This is a genomic window from Natrinema sp. CGMCC1.2065 (assembly GCF_051225675.1).
In the GTDB taxonomy this organism is placed as follows: Archaea; Halobacteriota; Halobacteria; order Halobacteriales; family Natrialbaceae; genus Natrinema; species Natrinema thermotolerans.
In genome coordinates this window covers 47,132-71,632 of the sequence record NZ_JBPJSJ010000011.1, presented here as the reverse complement: position 1 = coordinate 71,632, position 24,501 = coordinate 47,132, and the positions used below count along the sequence as shown (strand labels likewise).

Here is a 24,501-nt window from a genome sequence, read left to right as displayed (position 1 = left end):
AGCCGTGCCCAGGGATGCGATCGCTCACGACGGGCGGAACTGTTCGCGTTGGACGGCTCGTCGACCGATCCCGTCGCCACTGAATCACTGTCCACCAGATTACACGACGACCTCGTGATCGGTGTGTGAATCGTATCAGTGGCGCGGGAGCCGAGAGGAGTTACTCCGGTGAGGAGCGATCGCGTTCGGGCTGCGACTGGAGACACGGCGGCCGAATTACCGGCCCGCCAACCCGATCGAACGGCGGAGATCGGACCGGTGTGACACGTGCTGTGCCGCTGCGAGCGCGAGAACGACGAGACAGAGCCCCGCCGCGACGACCGGCGCGACGGCCGTCGTCAGCGGGCCGACGGCGAGTGCCGACAGGACGATGCCGATCGCGCCGACGGCCGTCACGGCCCCGTAGCAGTACTGCCACGGCCGCTCGTCCTCGAGGTGGCGATCCAGATACGGGTCGAACCGTTCTTCGCTTGGCAGCAGTTCGATCCGGTGGCCGTCGGGATCCCAGTCGACGATACCGTGGTCCTCGAGCATGGGGAGGTGGGTCTGATACAGCGAGATGTAGACCCGGCGGCGCTGGGTCCGGGTGACGTCGTCGGGGTCGGTATCGTTCTCCCAGGCGGCGACCTGTTCGACGAGCGGTGCGAGGTCGCAGGCGCCGCCGGTGCGTTTGAGATACTGGACTGCGTGTCGTCTGCGTGCGTTGCTGAAGACGTCGAACAGTTCGGCCTGCGTGAGGTTGCTCTCAGCCATGTGTGCCCTCGTCGTGTCCCAGTGGGTCCCGTTCCGATCCGACGGGTGTATTCGGATAGCTCACAGCCTCGAGTGACAGCGATTGACACTTTACTATCGCCGGGCTACCCGTCCGAAAGCGAATTATACCAGTTAGCGTCCGTGACAGACGCTAATACCGACGTTTCGTCGATTCAGCGGAGGCCGTACCCTCGGATCACGGTCACGACGGCAGCCCCAGCGAGCGACGGAAGCGACCGACAGCGACGCTGTAGTTCCCGGCTACGGGCCGCTCAAGGCAGGGATAACAAAGCCTCGTTACCGGGTGTGTCAGCACGACTGCCCACGCGGGTATCGATTCACTATGGAACGACTACACGACCGACGACGAACGGCGGCTCGAACGCGGACCGCGCGTGACCGCGCTCGCACAAGCGAGCGTCGGCCCGCGCCCGACCGCACTCGAGGTGGACGATGAGCGAGACGGTACGCGAGGTCGTCCGCGGCGACAGCTGTACGATCGACGACGACGCGACGGTCGGCTACGGCGAGTTCGACGAGCCGACCCGGCTCGGCGACGACGCGACGATCAGGGCCGGCTCGATCGTCTACGGCGACGTTCGGGTCGGCGACGGGTTCGCGACGGGCCACGACGTGCTGGTCCGCGAGGGGACGACGATCGGCGACGACGTCCTCGTCGGGACCAAGACCGTCATCGACGGCGAGACGACGATCGGCTCCCACGTCAGCCTCCAGACGAACGTCTACGTCCCGACCGAGACGACGATCGGCTCCAACGTCTTCGTCGGGCCGGGTGCCGTCCTCACCAACGACGAGTACCCGATCCGGACCGACGACGGGCTCGAGGGGCCGACGATCGAGGACGGCGCGTCGGTCGGCGCGAACGCGACCGTCCTGCCCGGCGTGACGATCGGCGAGAACGCCTTCGTCGCGGCCGGGGCCGTCGTCACGGAGGACGTACCGGCCGGGCGACTGGCCGTCGGATCGCCGGCGACGGTGCGACCGCTACCGGACCCGCTCGAGGGGGAGAACCGGCTCGCATGACCGACACCGAAACGAACGCCGAGCCCGACGGCGGCCTCGAGGGAACGGCCGGGTCGGACGAGACCGCGGCAACCGAGGTCGACCCCGGTGCCGGCCCCGTCCCGATCGCCGATCCGGAACTGAGTGAGGCGGCCCTCGAGCGGGTCGAGTCGCTCCTCGCGGACGGCCGCCTCGCCGACGGACCGGAGGTCAGGGCCTTCGAGGACGAGTTCGCCGCCTACTGTGGGACCGATGCCGGAGTCGCGACCTCGAACGGCACGACCGCGCTGCACGCCGCCCTCGAGGCGATCGGTCTCGCGGATGGCGAGGCGGTGATCACCTCGCCGTTTTCCTTCGTCGCGAGTGCAAACGCCGTCCGGTTGGCCGGCGGCAAACCGGTCTTCGCCGACATCGATCCCGAGACGTACACGCTGGACCCGGCCGACGTGCGGCGCGTCCTCCGGGAGCGCGACGACGTCGTTGGCCTCCTGCCGGTCCACCTCTACGGGCTGCCCGCCGACATGGCGGCTCTCTGTGAGATCGCTAACGACCACGACCTGTTCGTCCTCGAGGACGCCTGTCAGGCCCACGGCGCGGCCGTCGATGGCACCCGAGTCGGCGGCTTCGGCGACGCCGCCTGCTTCTCGTTTTATCCCACCAAGAACATGACCACTGCCGAAGGCGGGATGATCGTCACCGACCGCGACGACGTCGCCGAGCGCGCCGCGAGCTACGTCAACCACGGGCGCGACGTCGGTGGGACCGGTGGCTACGATCACGTCGAACTGGGACACAACTACCGGATGACCAGCCTCGAGGCGGCGATCGGCCGCGCGCAACTCGATCGGCTCGCCGAACGCAATCGAGCGCGCCGCGAGAACGCCGCCGTCTACGACGAGGCACTGGCCGAGCTGCCGGTCGAAACGCCGACGGAGCCGGCCGGCTACCGCCACGTCTACCACCAGTACACCGTCCGGACCCACGACCGGGACGCCCTCGCGGCGACCCTCGAGGACCGCGACGTGGGAACGGGGATCTATTACGAGACGCCGATCCACCGCCAGCCGGCCTACGAGACGGTGAGTTCGGCCGCGGCCAAGTTCCCGGTGGCCGAACGGGCGGCCGACGAGGTGCTGTCCCTGCCCGTCCACCCGACCCTCTCGGAACGCGACAGGCGGACCGTCGTCGAAGCAGTCCGCGACCATTTCACGACCCAATGAGTACAGACGATCGAGCGAACGCGACGACCGAGGAACAGCTCCGCGCCGGCGTCGTCGGCGTCGGCTCCATGGGCGAGAACCACGCACGGGTCTACGACGAACTCCCGGGCGTCGAACTGGCCGGCGTCACCGATCACGACGACGAGGTCGCCCGCCGCGTCGCCGCCGAGTACGGAACGGAGGCGGTCGACCTCGAGACGCTTTGCGAGCGCTGTGACGCCGTGACGGTGGCGGTGCCGACCCACGTGCATTACGAGACGGTCTCGACGTGTCTCGAGGCCGGGGTCGACGTCCTCGTCGAGAAGCCGATCGCCGAGACCGTCGAGCAGGGCCAGCGCCTCGCCGAGCAGGCTCGCGAGGCCGGGCTGGTCCTCCAGGTGGGCCACATCGAGCGGTTCAACCCGGCCGTCCGGACGCTTTCGGACCTGATCGACGATCTGGACGTGATCAGCGTCGAGGCCGAGCGGCTCGGGCCACCGATCGACCGGACGGCGACGGACAACGTCGTCTTCGATCTGATGGTCCACGACGTCGACATCGTCGGCGCGCTGCTTGGCGAACGGCCCCGATCGGTCGCCGCGATGGGGACCGAGAACGGCCGCTACGCCACCGCGACGCTCGAGTACGGCGACGCCATCGCCACCGTGACCGCGAGCCGCGTCACCCAGAAGAAGGTGCGGAAACTGACCGTCACCGCCCGCGAGTGTCTCGTCGAGGTCGACTACCTCGAGCAGTCGGTGTTGATCCATCGCGACTCCTACCCCGAGTACCTCGCCGACGACGGCCAGCCCCGCTACCGCCACGAGAGCGTCGTCGAACGGCCCCACGTCGACAACGGCGAGCCGCTCCGGTACGAACTCGAGTCGTTTCTCGACGCCGTCCGGACCGGATCGGTGCCGGAAGTCACCGCCGACGACGGGATCGCGGCCCTCGAGACGGTCCAGTTGATCGACCGGCTCGCTGCGGGGCCGTCCGACGAATCCGACGACGAGCTCCCCCAGGACCGGGAGGTGGAAGCCTGATGGTCGCGGGATCGAACGACGAACGCGACGATGGAGCCGGGGCGACCGTCGAGGGGCTCTACGGTTCGCAGCTGTCCCCGGACCGTCAGCGCGAACGGTTGACGGACGGCGAGGTTCCCGTCGCCGTCTACGGGCTGGGCAAAATGGGGCTGCCGCTGGCGGGGGTTTACGCCGAGACGACGGGGAACGTCACCGGCGTCGACGTCGATCCCGACGTGGTCGAGTCGGTCGTCGACGGCGAGAGCCACGTCGTCGGCGAGCCCGGCCTCGACGAGCTGGTGGCCGAGCAGGTCGCGGCCGGGCGGCTCGCGGCGACGACCGACGGCGAGGCGGCGGCCGCGGCGGCGCGGATCCACGTGATCATCGTGCCGACGCTGCTGGACGCGGAGAACGAGCCCGACCTGACGACCGTCGAGTCGGTCGCCGACGACATCGCGGCCGGACTGGCCCCCGGCGATCTCGTGATCGCCGAGTCGACGCTGCCGCCGGGGACCTGCCGCGACGTCCTCCGGCCCCATCTCGCGAACGAAAGCGGCCTCGCGCCCGACGAGTTCGGACTGGCGTTCTGTCCGGAGCGGACGTCATCGGGGACCGCCCTGCGGGACATCCGCGGCCAGTATCCCAAGGTCGTCGGCGGGGTCGACGCCGAGAGCACGCGGGCCGCGACCGTCGTCTACGACGAACTCTCGGAGAACGCGGTCCACCCCGTCTCCGACGCGACGACCGCGGAGGCGGTCAAGGTCTTCGAGGGGATCTACCGCGACGTCAACATCGGGCTGGCCAACGAACTCGGCCTGCTCGCGGACGAACTCGAGATCTCGGTGCGCGAGGCGATCGACACCGCCAACGACCTGCCGATGTGCCAGCTCCACGACCCCGGGCCGGGCGTCGGCGGCCACTGCATCCCCTACTACCCGCACTTCCTGCTCGGTCGGACCGACGAGTCCATGGCCGTGACGGAGACGGCCCGCCGGGTCAACGACGGGATGCCCGCGACCGTCGTCGAGCGCCTCGAGCGGGAACTCGCCCGCGACGGCATCGATCTCGCGGACGCGTCGGTCGTCGTCCTCGGGATCACGTATCGGCCCGGCGTCGAGGAGACCCGCGCCTCGCCCGCGCTGGGAGTCATCGACGCGCTGGACGAGTTCGGGACCGACGTCGCGGGCGTCGACCCGCTCGTCGATCCGGTCGACTACGGCGCGCGGCCCGTCGAGATCGACGAACTACGTGGCGAGGGGTTCGACGCCGCGGTGGTCGTCACGCCCCACGCCGCGTTCGACCGAATCGCGTGGGAGGCCCTCGAGCCGATGGTCGTCGTCGACGGCCGGGACGCGGTCGACCTCTCGGGGACGCACCATCGGGAGTACGACCTCGCGGGCTCGAGCGACGGGCGACCGCCTCGAGGTCGGCGACGTGAGAGCGGCGACCCGAACGGCGGCGACGCCGAAACGACGCCGGCGACGACCGACGGAGGAACCGATGTATAAGGGAAAGCGGATCGGCGTCGTCGTCACGGCCTACGACGAGGCGGCGTTCGTCGGGCGAGTCATCGAGACCGTCCCCGACTTCGTCGATCGGATCTACGCCGTCGACGACGCCTCGCCGGACGAGAGTTGGAGCGTGATTCAGCGGGTCGCCGAGCGGCTCAACGAGCGGGCGGCGAGTGAGGGTGCCGATCCGGCCGTCGCCGTGGCCGACGGGGGCGACGATCGCCGGGTCGTCCCGATCCGCCACGAGGCAAACCGCGGCTACGGGGCGGCCGTCAAGACCGGCTACCGGCGGGCCGCCGCGGACGGGATGGACGTCGTCGCCGTGATGAACGGCGACGGCCAGATGGACCCCGCGATCCTCGATCGGATCGTCGACCCGGTCGCCACGGGCGAGGCCGACTACGCGAAGGGCAACCGGCTGCGCAGCCCCGCGGACCGCGCGGAGATGTCGCGGTTCCGCCTGTTCGGCAACGCCGTCCTCACCGGCCTCTCGAAGTTCGCGTCGGGCTACTGGTCGATCGGGGACCCCCAGAACGGCTACACCGCCATCTCGCGGGAGACGATCGAGGACCTCGACCTCGAGGCGATCACCGACCGGTACGGCTTTCTCAACCACATCCTGACCCACCTCAACGTCGCCGATCGCCGGGTCGCGGACGTCCCCATGTCGGCCGTCTACGGCGACGAGGAGAGTAGCATCCGCTACGTGCCGTTCGTCCGGTTCGTCTCCCTGCTGTTGCTGCGTAGTTTCTGCTGGCGGCTGAAGACCAAGTACGTCGCCCGATCGTTCAACCCGGCCGTCGTCCACTACGCCGTCGGCTCACTGGGCCTGGCCGGCGGGCTGATCGGACTAGCCGGATCGGCCGCCCGAGCGACTCGCGAGGGGGACGGGTTCACCGCCGGACTCGCGTCGTTCGTCGCCACCATGCTCGGCCTCGTCTCGCTCGGCTCCGCGATCAGACTCGACGCCGCGGCGAGCGAGGACCTCGAGCGCCCGTGTGCCGACCGCGAGGGCGATGCGGAGCCTGTCAGCCGCGAGAATCGAGCGCCGGCACGGCAGGACCCGTAGCGACGCGGCGCCGAGGGAGAAAGGGGAGTGAGAGGGAGTCGAGAGCAACAGCAGCGGCTCGAGCGGCGTCGTCGACGCCGGGAGAGCCAGGGCTACTCGATGGAGTAGGTGACGATCTCCTGGCTCTCACAGGCGGGACAACGGCTCGTCTCGGCCGAGACGTTGGTTCCACAGTTTCGACACTCGTGGAGGACGGTGACCGACCCGTCTTCCCCGCTCTCCGTAGCGGGTTCGGGGGCGTCCGTCCCCGACTCCGCGTCGGAGAACAGGTCACCGAGGAGGGTGGAGAGGCTCATAGAACGGGGTGGTGATCGCTCCTATTCCAGAGCGAGTCATAAGTGTTTCGCGACTGTCGGTACGACATTATTATTACTGAACGAGTGTCCGGAACCTCACAGGGAGTGCGATCGAGGGCGGAGCGCCCGCTTTGCCTCGCCCTCAAGCCGGGCGATCGAGCCCCGGGATTCCGCGACCGCAACCAGCAGGTCGGTCAGGTTCACCAGGCTGCCGACGTACTCCCGCCGCCGGCGCTCCCAGCGGTCGCTCGCCCCGTCATCGGCGAGGATCTCGAGCGAGCGGTCCCGGACCGCGTCGTAGGCGTCGAACTGTTCGGCTAGCCCGGCCCGCTCGAGTGCCCGGAACTCGCCGTACTCGTGGTCGTCGGTGCCCCGATATCGGAACGCCGGGGTCCCAAGCAGCGCGGCCTCGGTCGCCATCGTCCCGGTGTCGGCCACCAGCAGCTCGGCCTCGGCCATCGCGTCGTGGATCAGGGCGGGATGGAGGTCGTACGGTCGCGCTGGAAGGTCCCGCAGGTCCAACTCGCCGCCCTCGTCGGAGACGAAGACCGTCGCCGACTCGCTCAGCCGCTCGATCAGGTCCCGGCGCTGCTCGGGCCGGAACCCCTCGAGGTCGGTATCGTGGAGCGCGTCGAGCGCGTTGAACCGGACGATGACGTAGGGTTCGTCGGGGTCGACATCGAGGTACTCCCGGACGTCGCCGGTCGGTTCGAACACCTCCGGGTGGAGATAGGCACATTCCTTGAAGCCGTCGAACGTGTAGTGAGCGTCGCCGAGGTCGCGGCGGGTCACGGCGGGCGAGATGATGCAGTCGGCGAAGGGCCGTGAGACGGTATGGTTGAAGTCGCCGGGTTCGTCGTCGAGGACGAGGACGACCGGCGCTCGCGAGAGCGTGCCGGCGTAGGCCGCGTAGGGCCCCCGGCCGAAGATCACGTCCGGATCGAACCGCAGCGCCTCGAGCCCGATCGTCAGGAACTGCCCGCCCAGTTCGCGGGCGAACCCGAGCCGCGAGTAGCCGTCCGTCTCGTGGCCGCCGTAGACCCGATAGGGCATCCCGAAGAACTCGAGTAGGTCGGTCGTACAGGCGTACTCCCGGGTGAGGACGAGGACGTCGTGGCCCGCCCGCTCGAGGCGGTCGACCGCGTGTCGATACAAGTGAACGTGTGCCGGCGTGTTCGCCAGGACGAGGATCCGCATCGTCGGGGGGTAGCCGCCCTCGAGGCTTTGTAATCGCATTACTACAGACGGGCGTGAGACGAACGGTCGGGAGGCGATCGTCACGTCCCGCTGTACGTGAAGGAAAACGCGCTCGAGCGCCCCGGATAACAAAGCGACACCGGACCGTCGTCCCCCGCAGTCGAGATGGAGGTCCTCACGCTCACGACGTACGCCGACGCCCCGTTCATGACCCAGCAACAGGCCGCACTCGAGGAGCGCGGCGTCTCCTTCACGACGCTGTCGGTGGCCGGGGAGGTCGCCGCCGACACCGATCGGCGGCCCGTCGACTACGTCCGGACCGTCCCGCGGGTCGTCCGGGAGGCGGCGACCGGCTACGACCTGATCCACGCCCACTACGGGCTGACGGCACCGCTGGCGCTCGCGGGGCTTCGCACGCCCATCGTCCTCTCGCTGTGGGGATCGGACGTCCATGGCCCCGTCGCCCCCATCAGCAAGGCGGCCGCGCCGTTCTGTGACGCGGTCGTCGTCATGTCCGAGCGCATGCGCGAGGCGCTCGGGCGGGAGTGTACGGTGATCCCCGACGGGGTCGACCTCGAGCGGTTCCGGCCCGAGCCGCGGGCGCGGGCGAAAGAACGGGTGGGGTGGGACGACGAGGGACAGGACGTTCTCTTTCCGTACCCGCCCGCTCGCGGGGTCAAGAACCACCCGCGGGCCGAGCGGATCGTGTCGGTGGTCGACAACCTCCGCGAGGAACCGGTGCGGCTCCGGACCGTCCACGGCGTCGATCACGATGCCGTCGCCGACTACATGAACGCCGCCGACGCGCTCCTGTTGACCTCCGCCAGCGAGGGCTCGCCCAACTCCGTCAAGGAGGCGCTGGCCTGCAACCTCCCCGTCGTCGCCACGGACGTCGGCGACGTTCGCGAACGGCTGGCCGGCGTCGATCCCGCCGTCGTCGCGACGACCGACGAGGAACTCGTCGAGGGACTGCTCGCGGTCCTCGAGCGCGACGAGCGATCGAACGGCCGCGCGGCCGCCCGCGAGGTCAGCATCGATCGAACCGCGGACCGACTGCTCGAGGTCTACGAGCGGGTCGCGGGCACGGTGACCGAAACCGAGGCCGAACGCGAGCGGCGACGCGTCGCGGCAGACCGGCTCGAGTGACCGCGACGGCTCCGCGTCTTTCTTCGAGCGATCGTTGCGGGTTCAACTGTTCGAACGGCGCTTCGAGAAATCGAAACCGGGAGAGAGCCGCCCCTTCTCAGTGGGCCCGCGATCGCTCCGACGACTACTGCACTTCCGCCCGGTACCACTCCATCGCCTCGGGGACGTGAGCCTCGAGCGGGCGGTACTCGTAGCCCAGTTCCTCGCTGGCCTTGCGCGACGTGTAGAACAGCCGCTGGGTCGCCATCTCGGCCATGTCGCGATCGAAGGGGAACACCCGGCGATCGGCGACGGCGTCGACGACCTCGGCGACGGGGCCGGCGGCGCGGATCGCGGTCGCGGGGACGCGGATCCGCGCGGGGGAGCCGTCGACGGCGTCGGCGATCCGGGAAACGGCGCGGTCGTAGGTGAGGTTCTCGCCGCCGAGGATGTAGTGGTCGCCGCTCGCGCCGCGCTCCGCGGCCGCCAGCAGCCCGTCGACGACGTCGGCGACGCCGACGATGCTGAGCCCGCCGGGGAGGTGAGCCGGCATGGTCGGCTCGACGCCCATCGCGAGCAGTTGTGCGGTGAACTCCCCGTCGCCGGGGCCGAAGATCGAGGTGGGGTGGACGGTGACGGCGTCGCCGCCGTCGGCGGCGTAGTCGTCGACCAGTTCCTCCGCGGCGGCCTTCGAGGCCTGGTAGGCCCCGACCGGCTCGGCCACGTCGGTCTCGTCGGCGAACTCGTCGTCGCCCTGCGGGCGGCGAGTGCCGGCCGTGCTGGTGAACACGACGCGACCCACGTCACCGTCGCGACAGGCCGCGAGGAGCCGCTCGGTGCCGTCGCGGTTGACCGCCCAGATCGTCGCCGGGCCGGCGCTCCAGAGTCCGATCCCCGCGAGGTGAAAGACCACGTCCGCGCCGTCGACGAGTTCGCGCAGCGTCTCCCCGTTGGCGAGATCGCCGACGTGCCAGTCGATGCCTGCGAGGTCGCCCCGCTCCGACGTCGGCCGGCAGAGGCCACGAACGGTCCAGCCATCCGCCAGCAGCCGCTCGCAGAGGTGCGAGCCGAGAAATCCCGTCGCGCCGGTGACTGCCGCAGTGGGGGCGTCGGCGGACACGGTTATCGACCCCCCTCGAGCTGTGGCGGGACGGCGTCGCCGGCTACTGCCGCGTAGAGTCGGTACGCGGTCGTGACGGCCGGGTGGGGGTCGTCGGACGGCGGGAGGGCACCGTCGCTGATCCGACCTCGTAGGCGATCGACGTCGACGCCCGCCCCGTCGACGGTGACCGGGTCGTCGGTGCGACGGGTGGCCGAAAGCACCGGATCGGCCTCGAGCGAGCGGCCGAGCAAGGAGGTAGCGACGGCATCGACGGCGGGAGCCGAGCCGGCGAACAGCGCGTCCGCGGCGATCGGATCGCCGCCGTAGGCGACCGTCGCGTCGAGGACGGCGAGAGTCGGTTCGACCGACCGGGTGACCGCAACCGGTGCCCGGTCCGCACCCGCGTCGCAGTCGACCAGCGCGGCGAGGGTCCGCATCGCGCCCGCGACCGGCCCATCGGCGGTTGGCCGCAGCGACGGGACGACGACGACCGCGTCCTCGGCGAGTCGGGCCGGGATCGAGAGCGCGACCGGTTCGTCCTCGACCCCGCTGAGGCCGCCGGTTCGGGACTCAGCGGCCAGGTCGACGAGATCGGCATCGAACCGCTCGAGCAGGGCCGGATACCCCAGATACGCCGCGGTCCGATCGAAGTCGATCCGGTCGTCGGTCGCGCCCGCGACGGCGATCTCGGCGTCGGTTCGCTCCTCGAGGCGGGCGACGATCGCGCCGACGACGGCGGGGTCGGTCACCGTCCCCGACGAGGGATGAAACGGATAGTGGGCGTCGGGGACGATCGTGATCCGGTCGGCGTCGCCCAGGTCCTCGAGCGCGGGGCCGAGGACGTCCCGGACGGGCGACTCGAGGGCGGCCAGCCGGGCGTCGACGTCGGGATCCCAGCCGCCGCGGCGATCGGCGTCGTCGATTCGGGCCGCACGGACCGTCTCGTTTTTCATCGCGTCACCTCCGGAGTCCCGCGGTCGTCCGCGCCTGCGTCCGTCTCGTTCGCTTCACCGTCCGTCTCGCCCGCTTCGGCGGCCGCGAGTTCGTAGGCCCGTTCGGCCAGCGCGAGCGTCCGTCTGCCGGCCTCGCCGTCGACGGGCGGGCGCTCGCCCTCGCGGATCGCGTCACAGAAGTCCGCCAGCGCGTCGTAGTGGGCCTGCAGGTAGAACGTCGGCCCGAAGACGTCGGGTTCGTCGCTCGTGAATCGGCTCGCGACGTTCGAGAGCGCCGACTTGGCCGCGTCGGCGTAGAAGTTCGCCGGCAGGTAGTCGGCGTTGCTGATCGTCCCCGTCACGCCCTCGAGGCGCAGCCGGGTGTTGACCTCGGGGAGTTGCTCCCACTGGTAGGAGCCACAGTGGAGCGTGATCGTCGTCTCCGTCTCGGGGGCGGCCATGAGGACCGTTGCCGCGTCCTCGACGTCGGTCTCGAGGCTTCGTCCCACCGACGCGTCCCGCACCTCGAGGTCGCCGAACAGCCACTCGAGGACGTCGAAACAGTGGACGCCGAGTTCGAACAGCGAGCCGCCGCCGGCCGCGTCGGCGTCGAGCGGCCAGGACGCGGGGGCGTCCTCGGCGGGCGGCCGGCCGAGCGGGCCGTCGTTGAGCCGGGTGATCGAGGCGTAGGGGACGTGACCGACGCTGCCCTCGTCGTAGGCCGCTTTGACCCCCTGCATGTCCGGCTGGTAGCGCAGCGTGTGGTCGACGCCGACGGCGACGTCGGCCTCGCGTGCCGTCTCGAGGAGCCGGTCCGCTTCGTCGGTCGAGCGGGCCAGCGGCTTCTCGACGAAGACGTCGACGCCGGCCTCGGCGGCCCGCTCGACGGCGTCGGCGTGGAGAAAGGGCGGGAGGGCGACGACCGCCGCGTCGACGTCCTCGGCCGAGAGCAGCGTCGTATAATCGTCGTAGGTCCGCGGGACGCCGGCCCGTTCCGCCCGCTCGCGGTTCCCCGGGACGGCGTCGGCGGCCGCGACGACCTCGACCGATGGCATCGCCGCCGCCGATTTCAGGTGTACCATGCCGATGTTGCCGACGCCGAGGATACCGAGCGAGAGCGTACTCGAGTCCGTCCAGCGATTCAGAAGCGGTGGAGTCATCTGCCCGAAACGGGGCCGCCAGCGGGCTTTGTTATCGCCGTCGTACGTTTCGTCGAGCTTTCGTGTAGCGCTCCCTTTCAGCCGCTCACTGCCAGCTCGCCGTTGCCCGTTCGCTAAACCCCGACTCGGGCGCGACCCGATCGGCGACGTCGGCCATCGTCTCGACCCGGAGGTCCGTCGCGGCCCGTTGGCGGTCGAGATACGACAGGATCGCCCGCATGCGTCGGTCGTCGCGCTCGTCGGTCAGGTTGTTCGGGTGCAGCCACATGTGAAAGAGCCCGTCGGTGCGGGCGGCCTCGTCGATACCGCGGCGAGCCAGTTCGACCATCGGGTCCGCCCAGATCGATTCGGCGACGGTACGGGCAGCCCCTTCGAACCCGAACAGGAACAGCGAGGCCGGAACGTTGACCAGCCCGTACTCGTCGACGACCGGTTCCACGAGCATCGATCGATCCCGGACCGTCGAGTCGAACAGGCCGCGAACGCCGTCCCGGGTCGGGGACCGCCCGCGATAGGCCGTAATCCCCTGCTCGGCCAGGACGTCGCGGTGGCCGACGTCGTTGCGGGGATAGACCAGGGTGTCGATCGATAGGTTCCAGTCGGCCGCGATCTCGCGACTGCGCTCGAGTTCGGCCACCGCGAGTTCCCGGTCGGTTTCGGGGCGACCGAACAACACGTGCGAAAAGGTGTGGCTGGCGAACTCGTGATCGGCGTCGGCCGCAAGGACGTCGGCAACGAGGTCAGGGCCGTATCGCAGGTCCTCGCGGTCGGCCCACTCGCCCCGTTCGCGGGCGAACCACCCCTCCGGGGCCGGATGGTCGTCGTGGATCCCGTCACAGCTATCCAGCATGAGATGGCCGACGACGGCCCAGGTCGCCGGCACTTCGAACTCCTCGAGTAACTCGAGCATGACCGACCAGCCGCGACGGCCGGCCTCGACCCGTTCGGCCGGCGGCGTCACGAGATCGTGAAACCCCCAGCCGAGTTCCGCATCGAGCGAGATTACGACGCTGCCCACGGATCCCACCACGGTTGGACGCGTTTCATATCTGGACGGTTCCGACGGGATGACTTTGTTATGGATCTCTTGCCGGCGACGGAATCGGGACCGGCGTCGTTGCCCGTCGACGAGCCCGCAACGGCGAGACGAGCCGCGGTCGCCACCGGGTTAACCGAACCGAACAGGGACCGGGTCGACGCGACACTGCCTGAACACGCTCTATAACAAAACGCTCATCGAGCGATTCCCGGGATAGCAGGCGTCGCAGACACTTCAAAACCCAATCATGAGCGGATCTATACCCCCTTCCGAGCGAGCGTTCGTACTCGGACTCGACGGCGTCCCGTGGCGACTCATCGAGCGATGGAGCGACGAGGGCGAACTCCCGAACTTCGCCCGGATGCGCGAGGAGGGCGCCGCCGGCCCACTCGAGAGTACCCAGCCGCCGACGACGCCGCTTGCGTGGCCGTCGATCGCGACCGGCGTCTGGCCGGACAAACACGGGATATACGGTTTTCAGAACCTCTCGTCGGAGTACAGCCACGAGATGTACACGAGCCGGGACCTGGCACAGCCGGCCCTGTGGGACCAGCTCGGCCCGGCCCACGTCGGCAACGTCCCGATGACGTATCCGGCCCGCGAGATCGACGGCTCGATGGTGACCGGGATGATGACGCCCGCGACGGACCGAGAGTTCACACACCCGCCCGAACTGAGCGCGGAGATCGAGTCGCGGATCCCCGATTACGAGATCAGCCTCGATTACCCCGAGTACGCCAACCGCCCCGACGAGTTCGAGGTTGCCGTCGAGGAGATGCTCACAAATCGGCGCGAACTCCTCGAGTTACAACTCGAACGGGCCGGCGACGACTGGCAGCTGTTTTTCTTCGTCTTTACCGCACCGGACCGCTTCCAGCATCTCGTCTGGGAGATGGATCGGCTGCTGGCACACTACAAGCAGTTAGACGAAATTCTCGGGGAAATGATGGCCTACACCGACGATCACGACGCCGATCTCTACGTCGTCTCCGACCACGGCTTCGGCCCGATCGAGGAACTCGTCTACGCCAACCGGATCCTCGAGCAGGAGGGGTATCTGGCCAGGCGCGAGGACGACGGGACCCGCGGTGCGCTCGCCAGTCTCGGTATCTCGCGGGACACCATCACGGGGGCGCTCAGCCGCGTCGGGATCACCGAGGAGACGCTGGTCCAGTCGCTGCCCCGGCGGCTGGTCGACTCCGTCGCCGAGCAGATCCCCGGCGATCACGCCCTCTACGACGTCGACTTCGATCGGACCGTCGCGTTCGTCCACGACACCGGCAACTGTTATATCAACGACACCGATCGCTTCGACGGCGGCGCCGTCTCGCCGGCGGAGGTTCCCGAGGTGAAAGCCGACGTCAGGGCCGCCCTCGAGTCGGTGACCGACGAGGCGGGTGAGCCGCTGCTCGAGGTCCGCGACGGGGACGAACTGTTCCCGACCGACGACGACTCGCCGGACCTGGTGGTCGGCGGGCGGGGCGTCTACGAGTCCCGCAGCGGGATGGCCGACGAGGTGCGGGGCGACACCGGGACCTACGACGCGAGTCACCGCAGCGAGGGGATCGTCCTCTGTCGGGGGCCGTCGATCGACCCCGGCGCGACCCTGCGCGGGGCTCGCGTCGTCGACATCGCGCCGACCCTGCTACACGGGATCGGTGAGCCGGTCCCGAAGAACGCGGACGGGCGGGTCCTGTTCGACGCCTTCGCGGAGACGAGTACGCCGGCGACGAGCCGTGTCGAACGGACGGCGGTCACCGAGATCGATACTGGTGACGACGTCGACGAGGACTTCGACGACGTCGAAGACCGGCTGAAAGGATTGGGTTACATGGAGTGATTCCGGTCGCGAACCGCAGGCACGACTCGGGGTGACGGTCGGCCGTTATGAGTCCCGCGGCAGCGACACGGTGACCGTGTTTCCCCCCTCGGCGCGTTCGAAGGCGATGTGGCCGTCCGAGAGGTCGACGACCCAGTGAACGAGCCACAGCCCCAGCCCCGAGGTGTGATAGACGTCGTCCATCTTCCAGTCGCCGGTCAGGACGCGAAACTCCACCTCCGGAATCGGCGGGCAGTCGTCGCGGATCACGATATCGACCCCGTCCGACCGGGTACGGACGGTCACCGACAGCTCCGTCGACCCGTCGGAGCCGTGGCGAACGGCGTTCTCGAGCAGTTCCATCACTGCCAGTTCGACCTCGTGTAGAGCGCGGGCGGTCGCCGCGTCCGGCAGGTTCGTCTCGATCGTCGCGTCGGGATACGAGTCGTGGATCCGGTCGACCGCGTCGGTGACGACCGGGACGAGGTCGATGGGTTCCGGGACCGACCGCTCGGTCAGCAACTCGATGATCTCGCGCTGTTTGTCCGCGCTCTCTAAGAGTTCCTGTCCCTGCGTTCGGATGATCTCCGCGCGCCCGCGGGAAGGTTCCGATGCCTCGCTGGCGATGCACTCGGCGTTGCCGAGGATGACGGACATGTCGTTGCGGAGGTTATGTCGCAGGAGGTTGTCCATGACCGCGAGTTGACGTTCGCGCCGTCGTCGGTCGGTGATGTCCCGGGAGAAGCCGACGATCCGGTCGACGTCGCCGTCCTCGAGGATCGGTTCCGAGCGGACCCAGACCCAGCGGCCGTAGTCGGCCGCGGGGTTGACCCGGTACTCGATATCGACCGATTCGCCGCTCGCTGCCCGTTTCATCGCCTCCCTGACACAGGGAGTGTCGTCGGGGTGGACGACGTCGAGAAACGCCTGTGGGTCGGCCTCGAGGGTCGACACTGGCTGGCCGAAGACGGCCTCGTACGCGGGGTTGACGAACAGGACCTCTTCCCAGTCCCCGTCGAACATCCAGAGAACGTCGCCGACCGTACCGGCGATCGTCCGCAAGCGGCTCTCCGCGTCGCGGCGTTCCTGCTCCGCAGCCACCTGCTCGGAGATGTCGCGCGAACTCACGACACAGCCCTCGATGCCCTCGTCTGGGGGGTTCGTGAACCGACTCTCGAGCCACACCCACCCGCCGTCCGCGGCCGCGTGTCGGTAGCGAACCGTCGCCGACGACCCCGTCGCTTCGATCACGGCCTCGAACTGCTCGAGAACGGCCGTTCTGTCGTCGGGATGAACATACTCGATGGCACGGTCACCGACGAGTTGACTCGGCTCGTAGCCGACGATCTCGGTACTGGCTTCGTTGACGTAGACGTACGTGCCAGCCGCGTCGACGACTACGAGCTTTTCCCGAGCATGCTCGAGCAACACGGACGAGAGATCACCCATCTCCATACGACTGTTCTGGTATGCGTTAGTGTTAGAACCCGAAAAGGGTATGGGTGCTGTTGTCACGACGACACTATCGGGGCCGGACGACCGGGCAGACCGAACGAGTTCGTCGTCGATGGGGCAGTCGACATCGAGACGCGAGCGGTAGCAGGATCCTATCGTCGGTAGGTGAGTACTACGGGGCGACAAGGAGCCCCGTCCGCGGAGAAACACATATATAATTACTAGTGTCGGCACCGGTGACCGTTCGTAGGCACGCACCCGTAGTCGGCATCGTCGTCAGCGCAGTCGGCGGGTCGAACGCGTGTGTCTCGAGTGAGACGATGAGACGGCAGAAGCTACTGATCGCGATCGCAACCGCGGTGGTCGGCGCGCTAACGCTCATCGGATCCGATCGACTCGCATCGATCGCCCGCCGGGCCGACGGATCGGAGCCGGCCGATACCGAGACGACTGTCCCGCGAGACGCCTCGAGCGGGTCGGAACGTCGGTTCGGTCGGCGCGTGTCCGCCTCCCTCGAGCCCGTATTCCGACAGCCGTGACGGGCCGACATCGGGGTTTCAGCTCCTGATCGGCCGGTTTCGGTTCCGTCGGCCGCGACCCGTCGTCGATCGGGACTCTCCGGTATGCGACTATTTACTAACACCGTGTCTGTGCTGAGACGTAATCGGTCAAACAGACAATGAATAGAGGTCAGACTCGGAGCGGCCCGCTCCCCGTCGGGACCCGCCGACGGCCCGCTGACGGACTCGAGACGCGCCCGCGAGCCGACGATCGCCCGTCCGCCGGCCGCGAGCGGACCGCGGAGGTGAACGGCGAATGAAGGTGGTGTCGGTCGTCGGTGCCAGACCGCAGTTCGTCAAGGCTGCGGCCGTCTCGCGACGGCTTCGGGACGCCCACGACGAACGCCTCGTCCACACCGGCCAGCACTACGATCCCGAACTCTCCGCGGTGTTTTTCGACGAACTCGCCCTCCCCGAGCCGGCGTACCACCTCGGCGTCGGGTCGGCCCCCCACGCGACGCAGACCGCGGAGATGATGACGGCACTCGAGGGGGTCGTCGAAGACGAATCACCCGACGTCGTCCTCGTCTACGGGGACACGAACTCGACGCTGGCGGGCGCACTCGTGGCCGCCAAGTCGTCGGCGACGCTCGCACACGTCGAGGCCGGCCTGCGCTCACATGACCGGTCGATGCCCGAGGAGGTCAACCGCCGACTGACCGACCACGCCGCCGACCTCCTGTTCGCGCCCGGCCCGGACGCAAAGCGAACCCTCGAGCGGGAGGGAATCACCGAGGGCGTCTCCGTACCGGGGGATGTGATGTACGACACGCTGCTGGCGATCCGCGATCGCCTCGAGACGCTGGGCGGCGACGAGCCGTCGGTTCCCGACGAGTACGTCCTCGCGACGGTCCACCGGGCGAAAAACACCGATGACCCCGATCGTCTCGAGGCGATCGTCGACGGGTTGACGCGACTCGAGCGACCGGTCGTGTTCCCGGCACACCCGCGGACCGTCGACGCGCTCCACGACTACGGCATCTGGGAGCGACTGACCGCGGCCGTTCGCGTCGTCGATCCCGTCGGCTACGCCCGGTTCATCGGGCTGGTCGAAGGCGCGACCTGCGTCGCGACCGACTCGGGCGGCGTCCAGAAGGAGGCGTTCTACCTGGACACGCCGTGTGTCACCCTCCGGGATCGGACGGAGTGGACGGCGACGGTCGACGCCGGCTGGAACGACCTCGTCGGGGCGAACGCCGACCGGATCGTCGACGCCGTCCGGGCCGCCGAGAACCCGCCCGCCAAGCCCGACCTCTACGGGAACGGCAACGCAGCGGCGCGAATCGTCACGACGCTCGAGCGACACGTCGACAATGGCTGAGACACCCACTCGAGGGCAAGCCGAGACGGAGGTAGCGACCGACGACGACCCCTCGTCGGACGCGACGTTCGACCGGGTAGCTGACCTCCCGCGGGCGCGGGTCGATCCTCCCGGCGACGCCTCGTTCGCCCTCTGTCTGACCCACGACGTCGACCGGCCGTTCAAGGGGATCCGGTCGCTGTACTATGCCCTCCAGGAGCGACCGACACATCACCTCCGGACCGCCGTCTCCGGGGACAACCCCTACTGGCAGTTCGAGGAGATCATGGCCCTCGAGGACCAGTTAGGGGTACGCTCGGCGTTTTACTTCCTGAACGAACAGCACCTGCTGGCCGACCGGCCGGCCCGGGAGTGGCTCTCGCCGGCCAACTGGGTCCAGCACCTCGGCCGCTACGACGTGACCGGCGACGGGATCGCCGGCGTCATCCGTGACCTCGATTCGGGCGGCTGGGAGGTCGGCCTCCATGGCTCCTATCACTCCGCGGACGAGCCCAAGCGGCTGCGCGAGGAGAAAGCGACCCTCGAGGACGTCCTCGACGGCCCCGTCGCCGGCGGTCGCCAACACTACCTGCGGCTGTCGGTCCCCGAGACGTGGCGCTACCACCGAGCGATCGGCCTCGAGTACGACGCGAGCCTCGGCTCGAGTACCGAGTGTGGGTTTCACGCGGGCTACGACCCGATCCGGCCGTTCGGTGACGGCTTCCTCGTCTTTCCGTTGACGATCATGGAGCAGGCGCTTCCGGATCCCGACAGCCAGCCCTGTGGGGCCCGTCAAACCTGCGAGCGGCTGTTGACGGAGGCGGCGGAAAACGGGGCTGTCATGACCGTTCTCTGGCATCCACGCTATTTCAGCGAACGGGAGTTTCCCGGCTACCGGACGCTGTATCGCTGGCTGATCGAGCGAGCGCGGGAGTTGGGGGCCTGGATCGGCCCACCGCGGGCGCTACAGGCGGCACTCGAGGGCGACTCCGACGGATCGCATCGCGCCGAAACCGACCCCGCCGAATTTCGATTCACACAGGTAAAATCATGAGTTTACGACTCCCCACGGGCGCGGCAGCGGTCGTCGTCACCGTGCTACTGCTCGTCGGCAGCATCGGCGGCGTCGCCGGCCAGTCCGGCTCGCCGATCGCACAGGCGGACACGCAGCAGGCCGACGGCTACGTCGTCGAACAGGGCTCGTTCTGTCAGCCGATCGAGCCGCTGTCCTCGGGCGAATCGGTCGAATCGTTCTACGAGTATCGCAGCCACGAGACCCATCCGGAAGGAACTGACCGCTTCTACAGCTCCTACGGGACGACCCACCTCCAGCGGGACAACACGTCCGCCCTGTTCCTCCACGAGGGCCCCGAGGGGCTGAGTCTCGTGACCGTCCACGGCCGCCTCGATAGCGAGACGCCCGGTGGACTGGTCACCTACGAGATCGCCGGCCTGCCCGCCGAGAGCGAGTGGGTCGTCCAGGACGACAACTACACGGCCGAAACGCGGATGGACGAGTTCGACCGCGGCGACGGCTGGACGTCCGCATCCTGGATCTTTCAGGAGGGGCGGACCGACGGCGGCGCGATCCGGGGCGGGCTCGACGGCCAGTTCGCCGTGACTATCCGGCCGGGCTTCAACGAGGACTCGGCGTTCGCCGACCGGCGCAGCGAACTGTATGACCCCGACTTCGACGGCGACGGCGAGATCGAACAGTGGGACGTCCTCTCCGGCGCGGCCGGCGACGGCAACCGGCGGACGGAACTGCCCTCCCTCGAGGAGCCGGTGACGATCCGGACCGGCACCTGCGACGATCCGTCGGTCACGTACGAGCGAACCGACGGCGGAATCACCGCGAGGGTGACCGACGCCGCGCCCGAGGATCGCGTCTTCCTGCAGCCGACCCGCGGGACCGACGACGGCGTCCGGTTCGACGGCGTCGAGCTGACCGGCCTCGAGGGCGAGGCGTCGATCGGCTTCGAGAGCCGGTTCTCCGAACTCTCCGGGAGCGGCCCCGACGGCGTCGAGGCGCTGTCGTATCTAACCATCACGAACGAGTCGGGCGCCGCCGACGCTTCCGGGACGGTTGCCGTTACCGTCCAGAAGGACCGACTCGAGGAGTTGGGCCTCGAGCCCGAAGAAGTCGTCCTCTACGAGCAGACCGCTGACGGGTGGACTGAGGCCGACACCACGGTCCTCGCGGAGTCCGACGGTGCGTACCGGCTCGAGGCGGACGTAACCGCGCTTTCGGCCGTCGCGGTCGCGCCGGCACCCGGCAGTGGGTCGGATTCGCTCGGCCTGCTCGGACTCGGGGCGGGCCTCGCCGCGGGGGCAGTCATCGGCCTTGGCTGGCTGGCGACGACCAGACTACGCGACCGATAGCGGCGGCATCCGCGGCCGCGGAAGACCGGTTTCCAAGACGGTGTACGCACTGATCGCGATGGCGTCGCGCGATCAGGGGAGCATGACGTTCAGCGGCTACTCTCCTCTCGATGGAGTCCCGCGTACCACCCGTCCGTCGAGTCAGAAATCGAGCTGAAGGTTGTACTGCATACAGCGGACACCGCGGGAAGGGACACGTCATTCCAGAGTTAGCCGGGTCAGGGTGAATCAGAATAACAGTACCCTTTTGCCATCCCTTTTGCAAGTTCGACTAATGACGGAGCAGGGCTCGTCGGAGACTGAAGATAGAAAAGACGATCATATCCGGATCGTACAGGAGCGAGACGTCGAAACCACGGGAACGGGCTTCGAAGACGTACACCTCGTCCACGACGCGCTGCCGGAACTCGATTACGACGCGATCGACCCCGCCATCGAATTTCTGGGACACGAGTTGTCGGCCCCGATCTTCATCGAGAGCATGACTGGCGGGCACCGCAACACCACGGCCATCAATCGGGCACTGGCCCGTGCTGCCAGCGAGACGGGCATCGCTATGGGGCTTGGAAGCCAGCGGGCTGGCCTCGAACTCGACGACGACGGCGTCCTCGAGTCGTATACCGTCGTCCGCGATGTCGCACCCGACGCGTTCATCTACGGGAATCTCGGTGCCGCACAGCTTCGAGAGTACGACATCGAAACCGTCGAGCGCGCAGTGGCGATGATCGAGGCGGACGCGCTCGCGGTCCACCTGAACTTCCTCCAAGAAGCCGTCCAACCCGAAGGCGACGTCGACGGGCGGGACTGTCTGGCTGCGATCGAACGCGTCGCCGCGGATCTCTCGGTTCCGATCATCGTCAAAGAGACCGGCAACGGGATTTCCGGGGAGACTGCCCGAAAGCTGTCAGCGGCAGGTGTACACGCGATCGATGTCGCCGGCAAAGGCGGTACGACGTGGTCCGGGATCGAAGCCTACCGTGCGGCTACCGCGAACGAACCACGCCAGCAACGGATCGGGACCCTGTTCCGTGACTGGGGCATCCCGACCGCTGCAAGTACGCTCGAGTGTGTCGCCGAACACGACTGCGTGATCGCGAGTGGCGGTGTACGGACGGGGTTAGACGTGGCCAAAGCGATCGCGGTAGGTGCCCGTGCCGGCGGGCTGGCGAAACCGTTCCTGAAACCGGCCACGAACGGCCCGGACGCCGTTATCGAGCGCGTCGAGGACCTGATCGCCGAGTTACGGACGGCGATGTTCGTGACCGGTTCGGGGTCGATCGACGCGCTTCAACGAACGGAATACGTGTTACAGGGCGAAACGCGAGAATACGTCGAACAACGAACCAGTAGCGAGAAGCAATTGTATTCGTGACCACGAGCAAACGATGCAACGACCATCGATGAAATCCCGGTATGCCGTATTGGCTCGGGAAGCACCATGAGTATCGGAACGCTCCTGCTCGCACTGGTAGTCGGTAGTCTGGTCGGATACTACACCGCTCTGCACCGGATTCAGGAGATCGGTGATGCCATTATCTTCAGCGGTCTCGCCGTCTTGCTCGTTTCGATCGGGACACAACTCGGCGGTGACGAGCAGATTCTACAGGATTTGAATACGATCGGCGGCTCCGCCCTCGTGTTGTGTCTGGGCAGTATCATTGGAAGTGTCGGCTGTGTCTACCTCCTCATCACGGCCACGTCGATCGGCGATCCGGAATCCGCCTCGGCCGATGGGACCGTCACTCGGCCGGACACACCGTCGGAACTAGACGCTGGTGGCTTCGATTGGAAGGTCACGGGCCTCATCGTCGTCTCGCTTACCGTCGGGCTCGGACTCTCGGCCGTCGGGCTTCCGGAACACGTCATCACACGTATCGTCTCGATCTCCGATTACGCGCTCCTGGCGCTGCTGTTCGGCGTCGGTATTACTGTTGGCGGCGATACCGAGGCCGTGAGTCATATCGTCCGGATTGGCTGGGGTGTCCTCCTGATTCCGGTGGCCGTGGCCGTCGGGAGTATTCTCGGTGGCGTGTTGCTCGGGGCGGTTATCGGCATGCCAGTCACCCACGCCGCAGCGGTCGCAGCAGGGTTCGGATGGTACAGTTACGCGGGTGTCGTCGTCTTCGATCTCGGCGGGGTTGAACTGGGGACGATCGCGTTTCTCGCGAATCTCTTTCGGGAGATCGTTACCTTCCTGGTGCTACCAGCCGTCGCCAAGTATCTCGGTGGGGTAACGAGTATCGCACCAGGTGGCGCAACGACGATGGACGTCACGCTCCCGTTGATTCAGCGTGTTTCGGGTGAGCGGTTCGTGATTCCAGCGCTCATCAACGGGCTCGTCCTGTCGGTCGCTGCGACCGTTCTCGTCCCGGCCATTCTGGGGATCTAGACGCCGTTACATCGAGGCTCAGTCGCTGCCGACGCCGACGGGTGCGTTCGGATCGTCGGTCGCCGGCTGGTCGAACTGCCGGACGGTATCGATGTCGTCGACGCGACCGCGGGCCGTCGCGACGTCGACGAGCAGGTCCGTGAGGTTGATCGTCTCGGCCAGGTAATCGTGGCGACGCCGTTGCCACGCCTCGTCGACGCCCTCGTCGCGAAGGACCGCCGTTGCCCGATCGCAGAGGGCGTCGAAACGGGCGACGTTGTGGATCAGCCCTCGGTTCTCGAGCGCGACGAAGTTGCCCATGTCGGCGTCGCCGACGAAGGAGTTCGATCGGACCGCCGGCGTACCGAGCAGGGCGGCCTCGGTGACCATCGTCTGGGTGTCGGCGACCAGCAGCGTCGCCTCGGCGAGCGCGTCGTGCATCAGGGCGGGATGGAGATCGAACGACCGTGCCGGCAGGCCCGTAAGGTCGACGTCGTTCCCCTCGTCGGAGACGAGGACCGTCGCGTCGTCGCTCAGTCGCTCGACGAGGCGGCGACACTGCTCGCTCGAGATGCCGTCCTTGCCGACGTCGTGCTGGGAGCCGAAGGCGTTGAGCCGGAGGAGGACGTACGGCTCCGCCTCGCCGACGCCGAGTCGGTCGCGGACCGAGGGGTTCGGTTCGTAGACCTCGGGATGGAGGTACGCACACTCCTTGAGCCCCGGGAACACGTAGTGATCCTCCCCGAGGTCCTTGCGGAAGGTGTTCGGCGTGAGGATCGCCCGTGCGAACGGCGTCGAGACAGTGTGGTCGAACGACGCCGGCTCGGAGTCGATGAGCAATACCGTCGGCGTCCGGAGCAGGGCCCCCGTGTGAGCCGCGTAGCCCCCCATCCCGAAGACGAGATCGGGATCGAACCGTCTGGCCCGCCGGATCGCCCGGAGGTAATGGGCCGGCAGCCGGCTCAGCAGCGACCCCTTCGACGTATCACAGTAGCCGTAGACCTCGTAGGGCAGGTCGTACCACTCGAGCAGGTCGAGTGTACAGGTGTAGTCCCGCGCGAGGACGAGGACGTCGTGGCCCCGCTCGCGCAACGTCGCGACGGCGTGTTTGTACAGGTGCACGTGTGCTGGCGTATTCGTAAAGAACAGGTATCTCATGTCACGGACCACCCGGATCCATATCCGTACG

Annotated in this window: 21 protein-coding genes; 12 read left to right on the top strand and 9 right to left on the bottom strand. The window is 68.1% G+C overall.

Features of this window, described 5'->3' with window-relative positions:
• Window positions 1–216 precede the first annotated feature (216 nt).
• Window positions 217–753: a DUF7344 domain-containing protein gene (locus ACSBP4_RS12580; protein WP_435552409.1), complete on the bottom strand. Its 537-nt coding sequence runs from the start codon at window positions 751–753 to the stop codon at window positions 217–219.
• A gap of 453 nt (window positions 754–1,206) precedes the next feature.
• On the opposite strand from ACSBP4_RS12580, the gene ACSBP4_RS12575 reads away from it, so the two are divergent.
• Genes ACSBP4_RS12575 through ACSBP4_RS12555 form a run of 5 tightly spaced genes read left to right on the top strand, consistent with a single transcriptional unit; the run spans window position 1,207 to window position 6,577 of the window.
• Window positions 1,207–1,797 (top strand): acyltransferase, encoded by a 591-nt coding sequence (locus tag ACSBP4_RS12575; RefSeq protein WP_435552408.1) that lies wholly within the window; start codon window positions 1,207–1,209, stop codon window positions 1,795–1,797.
• On the top strand, window positions 1,794–2,996 hold the full coding sequence (locus ACSBP4_RS12570; RefSeq protein WP_435552407.1) for a DegT/DnrJ/EryC1/StrS family aminotransferase: 1,203 nt from the start codon (window positions 1,794–1,796) through the stop codon (window positions 2,994–2,996). The genes ACSBP4_RS12575 and ACSBP4_RS12570 overlap by 4 nt, the downstream gene beginning before the upstream one ends.
• Window positions 2,993–4,018, top strand: coding sequence for a Gfo/Idh/MocA family oxidoreductase (locus tag ACSBP4_RS12565; protein WP_435552406.1), 1,026 nt, complete (start codon window positions 2,993–2,995; stop codon window positions 4,016–4,018). Before ACSBP4_RS12570 ends, ACSBP4_RS12565 begins: the two co-directional genes overlap by 4 nt.
• On the top strand, window positions 4,018–5,505 hold the full coding sequence (locus ACSBP4_RS12560; RefSeq protein ID WP_435552405.1) for a nucleotide sugar dehydrogenase: 1,488 nt from the start codon (window positions 4,018–4,020) through the stop codon (window positions 5,503–5,505). Before ACSBP4_RS12565 ends, ACSBP4_RS12560 begins: the two co-directional genes overlap by 1 nt.
• Complete coding sequence (locus ACSBP4_RS12555; protein WP_049905902.1) at window positions 5,498–6,577, top strand: glycosyltransferase family 2 protein; 1,080 nt, start codon at window positions 5,498–5,500, stop codon at window positions 6,575–6,577. Before ACSBP4_RS12560 ends, ACSBP4_RS12555 begins: the two co-directional genes overlap by 8 nt.
• 92 nt (window positions 6,578–6,669) lie before the next feature.
• Here ACSBP4_RS12555 and ACSBP4_RS12550 read toward each other — a convergent pair whose 3' ends face one another.
• Entirely contained in the window at window positions 6,670–6,873 is a 204-nt protein-coding gene (locus tag ACSBP4_RS12550; RefSeq protein ID WP_006650375.1) for a hypothetical protein, read from the bottom strand.
• 96 nt (window positions 6,874–6,969) lie between these two features.
• Window positions 6,970–8,070 (bottom strand): DUF354 domain-containing protein, encoded by a 1,101-nt coding sequence (locus ACSBP4_RS12545; RefSeq protein ID WP_049966908.1) that lies wholly within the window; start codon window positions 8,068–8,070, stop codon window positions 6,970–6,972.
• Between the two features lie 165 nt (window positions 8,071–8,235).
• Between ACSBP4_RS12545 and ACSBP4_RS12540 the strand changes: the two genes are divergently transcribed.
• The gene (locus ACSBP4_RS12540; protein ID WP_435552404.1) at window positions 8,236–9,216 is read left to right on the top strand and encodes a glycosyltransferase; all 981 of its coding nucleotides are present in this window, start codon (window positions 8,236–8,238) and stop codon (window positions 9,214–9,216) included.
• A gap of 124 nt (window positions 9,217–9,340) precedes the next feature.
• Here the strand turns inward: ACSBP4_RS12540 and ACSBP4_RS12535 are convergent, their stop codons facing one another.
• The 4 genes from ACSBP4_RS12535 to ACSBP4_RS12520 form a co-directional block, all read right to left on the bottom strand.
• On the bottom strand, window positions 9,341–10,315 hold the full coding sequence (locus ACSBP4_RS12535; protein WP_435552403.1) for an NAD-dependent epimerase/dehydratase family protein: 975 nt from the start codon (window positions 10,313–10,315) through the stop codon (window positions 9,341–9,343).
• Between the two features lie 2 nt (window positions 10,316–10,317).
• Window positions 10,318–11,250 (bottom strand): DUF362 domain-containing protein, encoded by a 933-nt coding sequence (locus ACSBP4_RS12530; RefSeq protein ID WP_435552402.1) that lies wholly within the window; start codon window positions 11,248–11,250, stop codon window positions 10,318–10,320.
• The gene (locus ACSBP4_RS12525) at window positions 11,247–12,389 is read right to left on the bottom strand and encodes a Gfo/Idh/MocA family protein (protein WP_435552401.1); all 1,143 of its coding nucleotides are present in this window, start codon (window positions 12,387–12,389) and stop codon (window positions 11,247–11,249) included. The genes ACSBP4_RS12530 and ACSBP4_RS12525 overlap by 4 nt, the downstream gene beginning before the upstream one ends.
• 85 nt (window positions 12,390–12,474) lie before the next feature.
• Window positions 12,475–13,407: a polysaccharide deacetylase family protein gene (locus ACSBP4_RS12520; protein WP_435552400.1), complete on the bottom strand. Its 933-nt coding sequence runs from the start codon at window positions 13,405–13,407 to the stop codon at window positions 12,475–12,477.
• Between the two features lie 268 nt (window positions 13,408–13,675).
• Between ACSBP4_RS12520 and ACSBP4_RS12515 the strand changes: the two genes are divergently transcribed.
• Entirely contained in the window at window positions 13,676–15,268 is a 1,593-nt protein-coding gene (locus ACSBP4_RS12515) for an alkaline phosphatase family protein (protein ID WP_435552399.1), read from the top strand.
• Window positions 15,269–15,313: 45 nt separating this feature from the next.
• Here ACSBP4_RS12515 and ACSBP4_RS12510 read toward each other — a convergent pair whose 3' ends face one another.
• Window positions 15,314–16,702: a PAS domain-containing sensor histidine kinase gene (locus ACSBP4_RS12510; RefSeq protein ID WP_435552398.1), complete on the bottom strand. Its 1,389-nt coding sequence runs from the start codon at window positions 16,700–16,702 to the stop codon at window positions 15,314–15,316.
• An 816-nt stretch (window positions 16,703–17,518) separates the two neighbouring features.
• Here ACSBP4_RS12510 and wecB point away from each other — a divergent pair.
• The 5 genes from wecB to ACSBP4_RS12485 all read left to right on the top strand — a co-directional run bounded on the left by wecB (window position 17,519) and on the right by ACSBP4_RS12485 (window position 23,333).
• Entirely contained in the window at window positions 17,519–18,583 is a 1,065-nt protein-coding gene (gene wecB / locus ACSBP4_RS12505) for a non-hydrolyzing UDP-N-acetylglucosamine 2-epimerase (protein ID WP_435552397.1), read from the top strand.
• The gene (locus ACSBP4_RS12500; protein WP_435552395.1) at window positions 18,576–19,616 is read left to right on the top strand and encodes a polysaccharide deacetylase family protein; all 1,041 of its coding nucleotides are present in this window, start codon (window positions 18,576–18,578) and stop codon (window positions 19,614–19,616) included. Before wecB ends, ACSBP4_RS12500 begins: the two co-directional genes overlap by 8 nt.
• Entirely contained in the window at window positions 19,613–20,944 is a 1,332-nt protein-coding gene (locus ACSBP4_RS12495; protein ID WP_435552394.1) for a hypothetical protein, read from the top strand. Before ACSBP4_RS12500 ends, ACSBP4_RS12495 begins: the two co-directional genes overlap by 4 nt.
• A 274-nt stretch (window positions 20,945–21,218) precedes the next feature.
• Complete coding sequence (gene fni / locus ACSBP4_RS12490) at window positions 21,219–22,316, top strand: type 2 isopentenyl-diphosphate Delta-isomerase (protein ID WP_006650360.1); 1,098 nt, start codon at window positions 21,219–21,221, stop codon at window positions 22,314–22,316.
• A gap of 66 nt (window positions 22,317–22,382) precedes the next feature.
• Window positions 22,383–23,333 (top strand): lysine exporter LysO family protein, encoded by a 951-nt coding sequence (locus ACSBP4_RS12485; RefSeq protein WP_006650359.1) that lies wholly within the window; start codon window positions 22,383–22,385, stop codon window positions 23,331–23,333.
• 18 nt (window positions 23,334–23,351) lie between these two features.
• Here the strand turns inward: ACSBP4_RS12485 and ACSBP4_RS12480 are convergent, their stop codons facing one another.
• On the bottom strand, window positions 23,352–24,470 hold the full coding sequence (locus tag ACSBP4_RS12480; RefSeq protein WP_435552393.1) for a hypothetical protein: 1,119 nt from the start codon (window positions 24,468–24,470) through the stop codon (window positions 23,352–23,354).
• Window positions 24,471–24,501 lie beyond the last annotated feature (31 nt).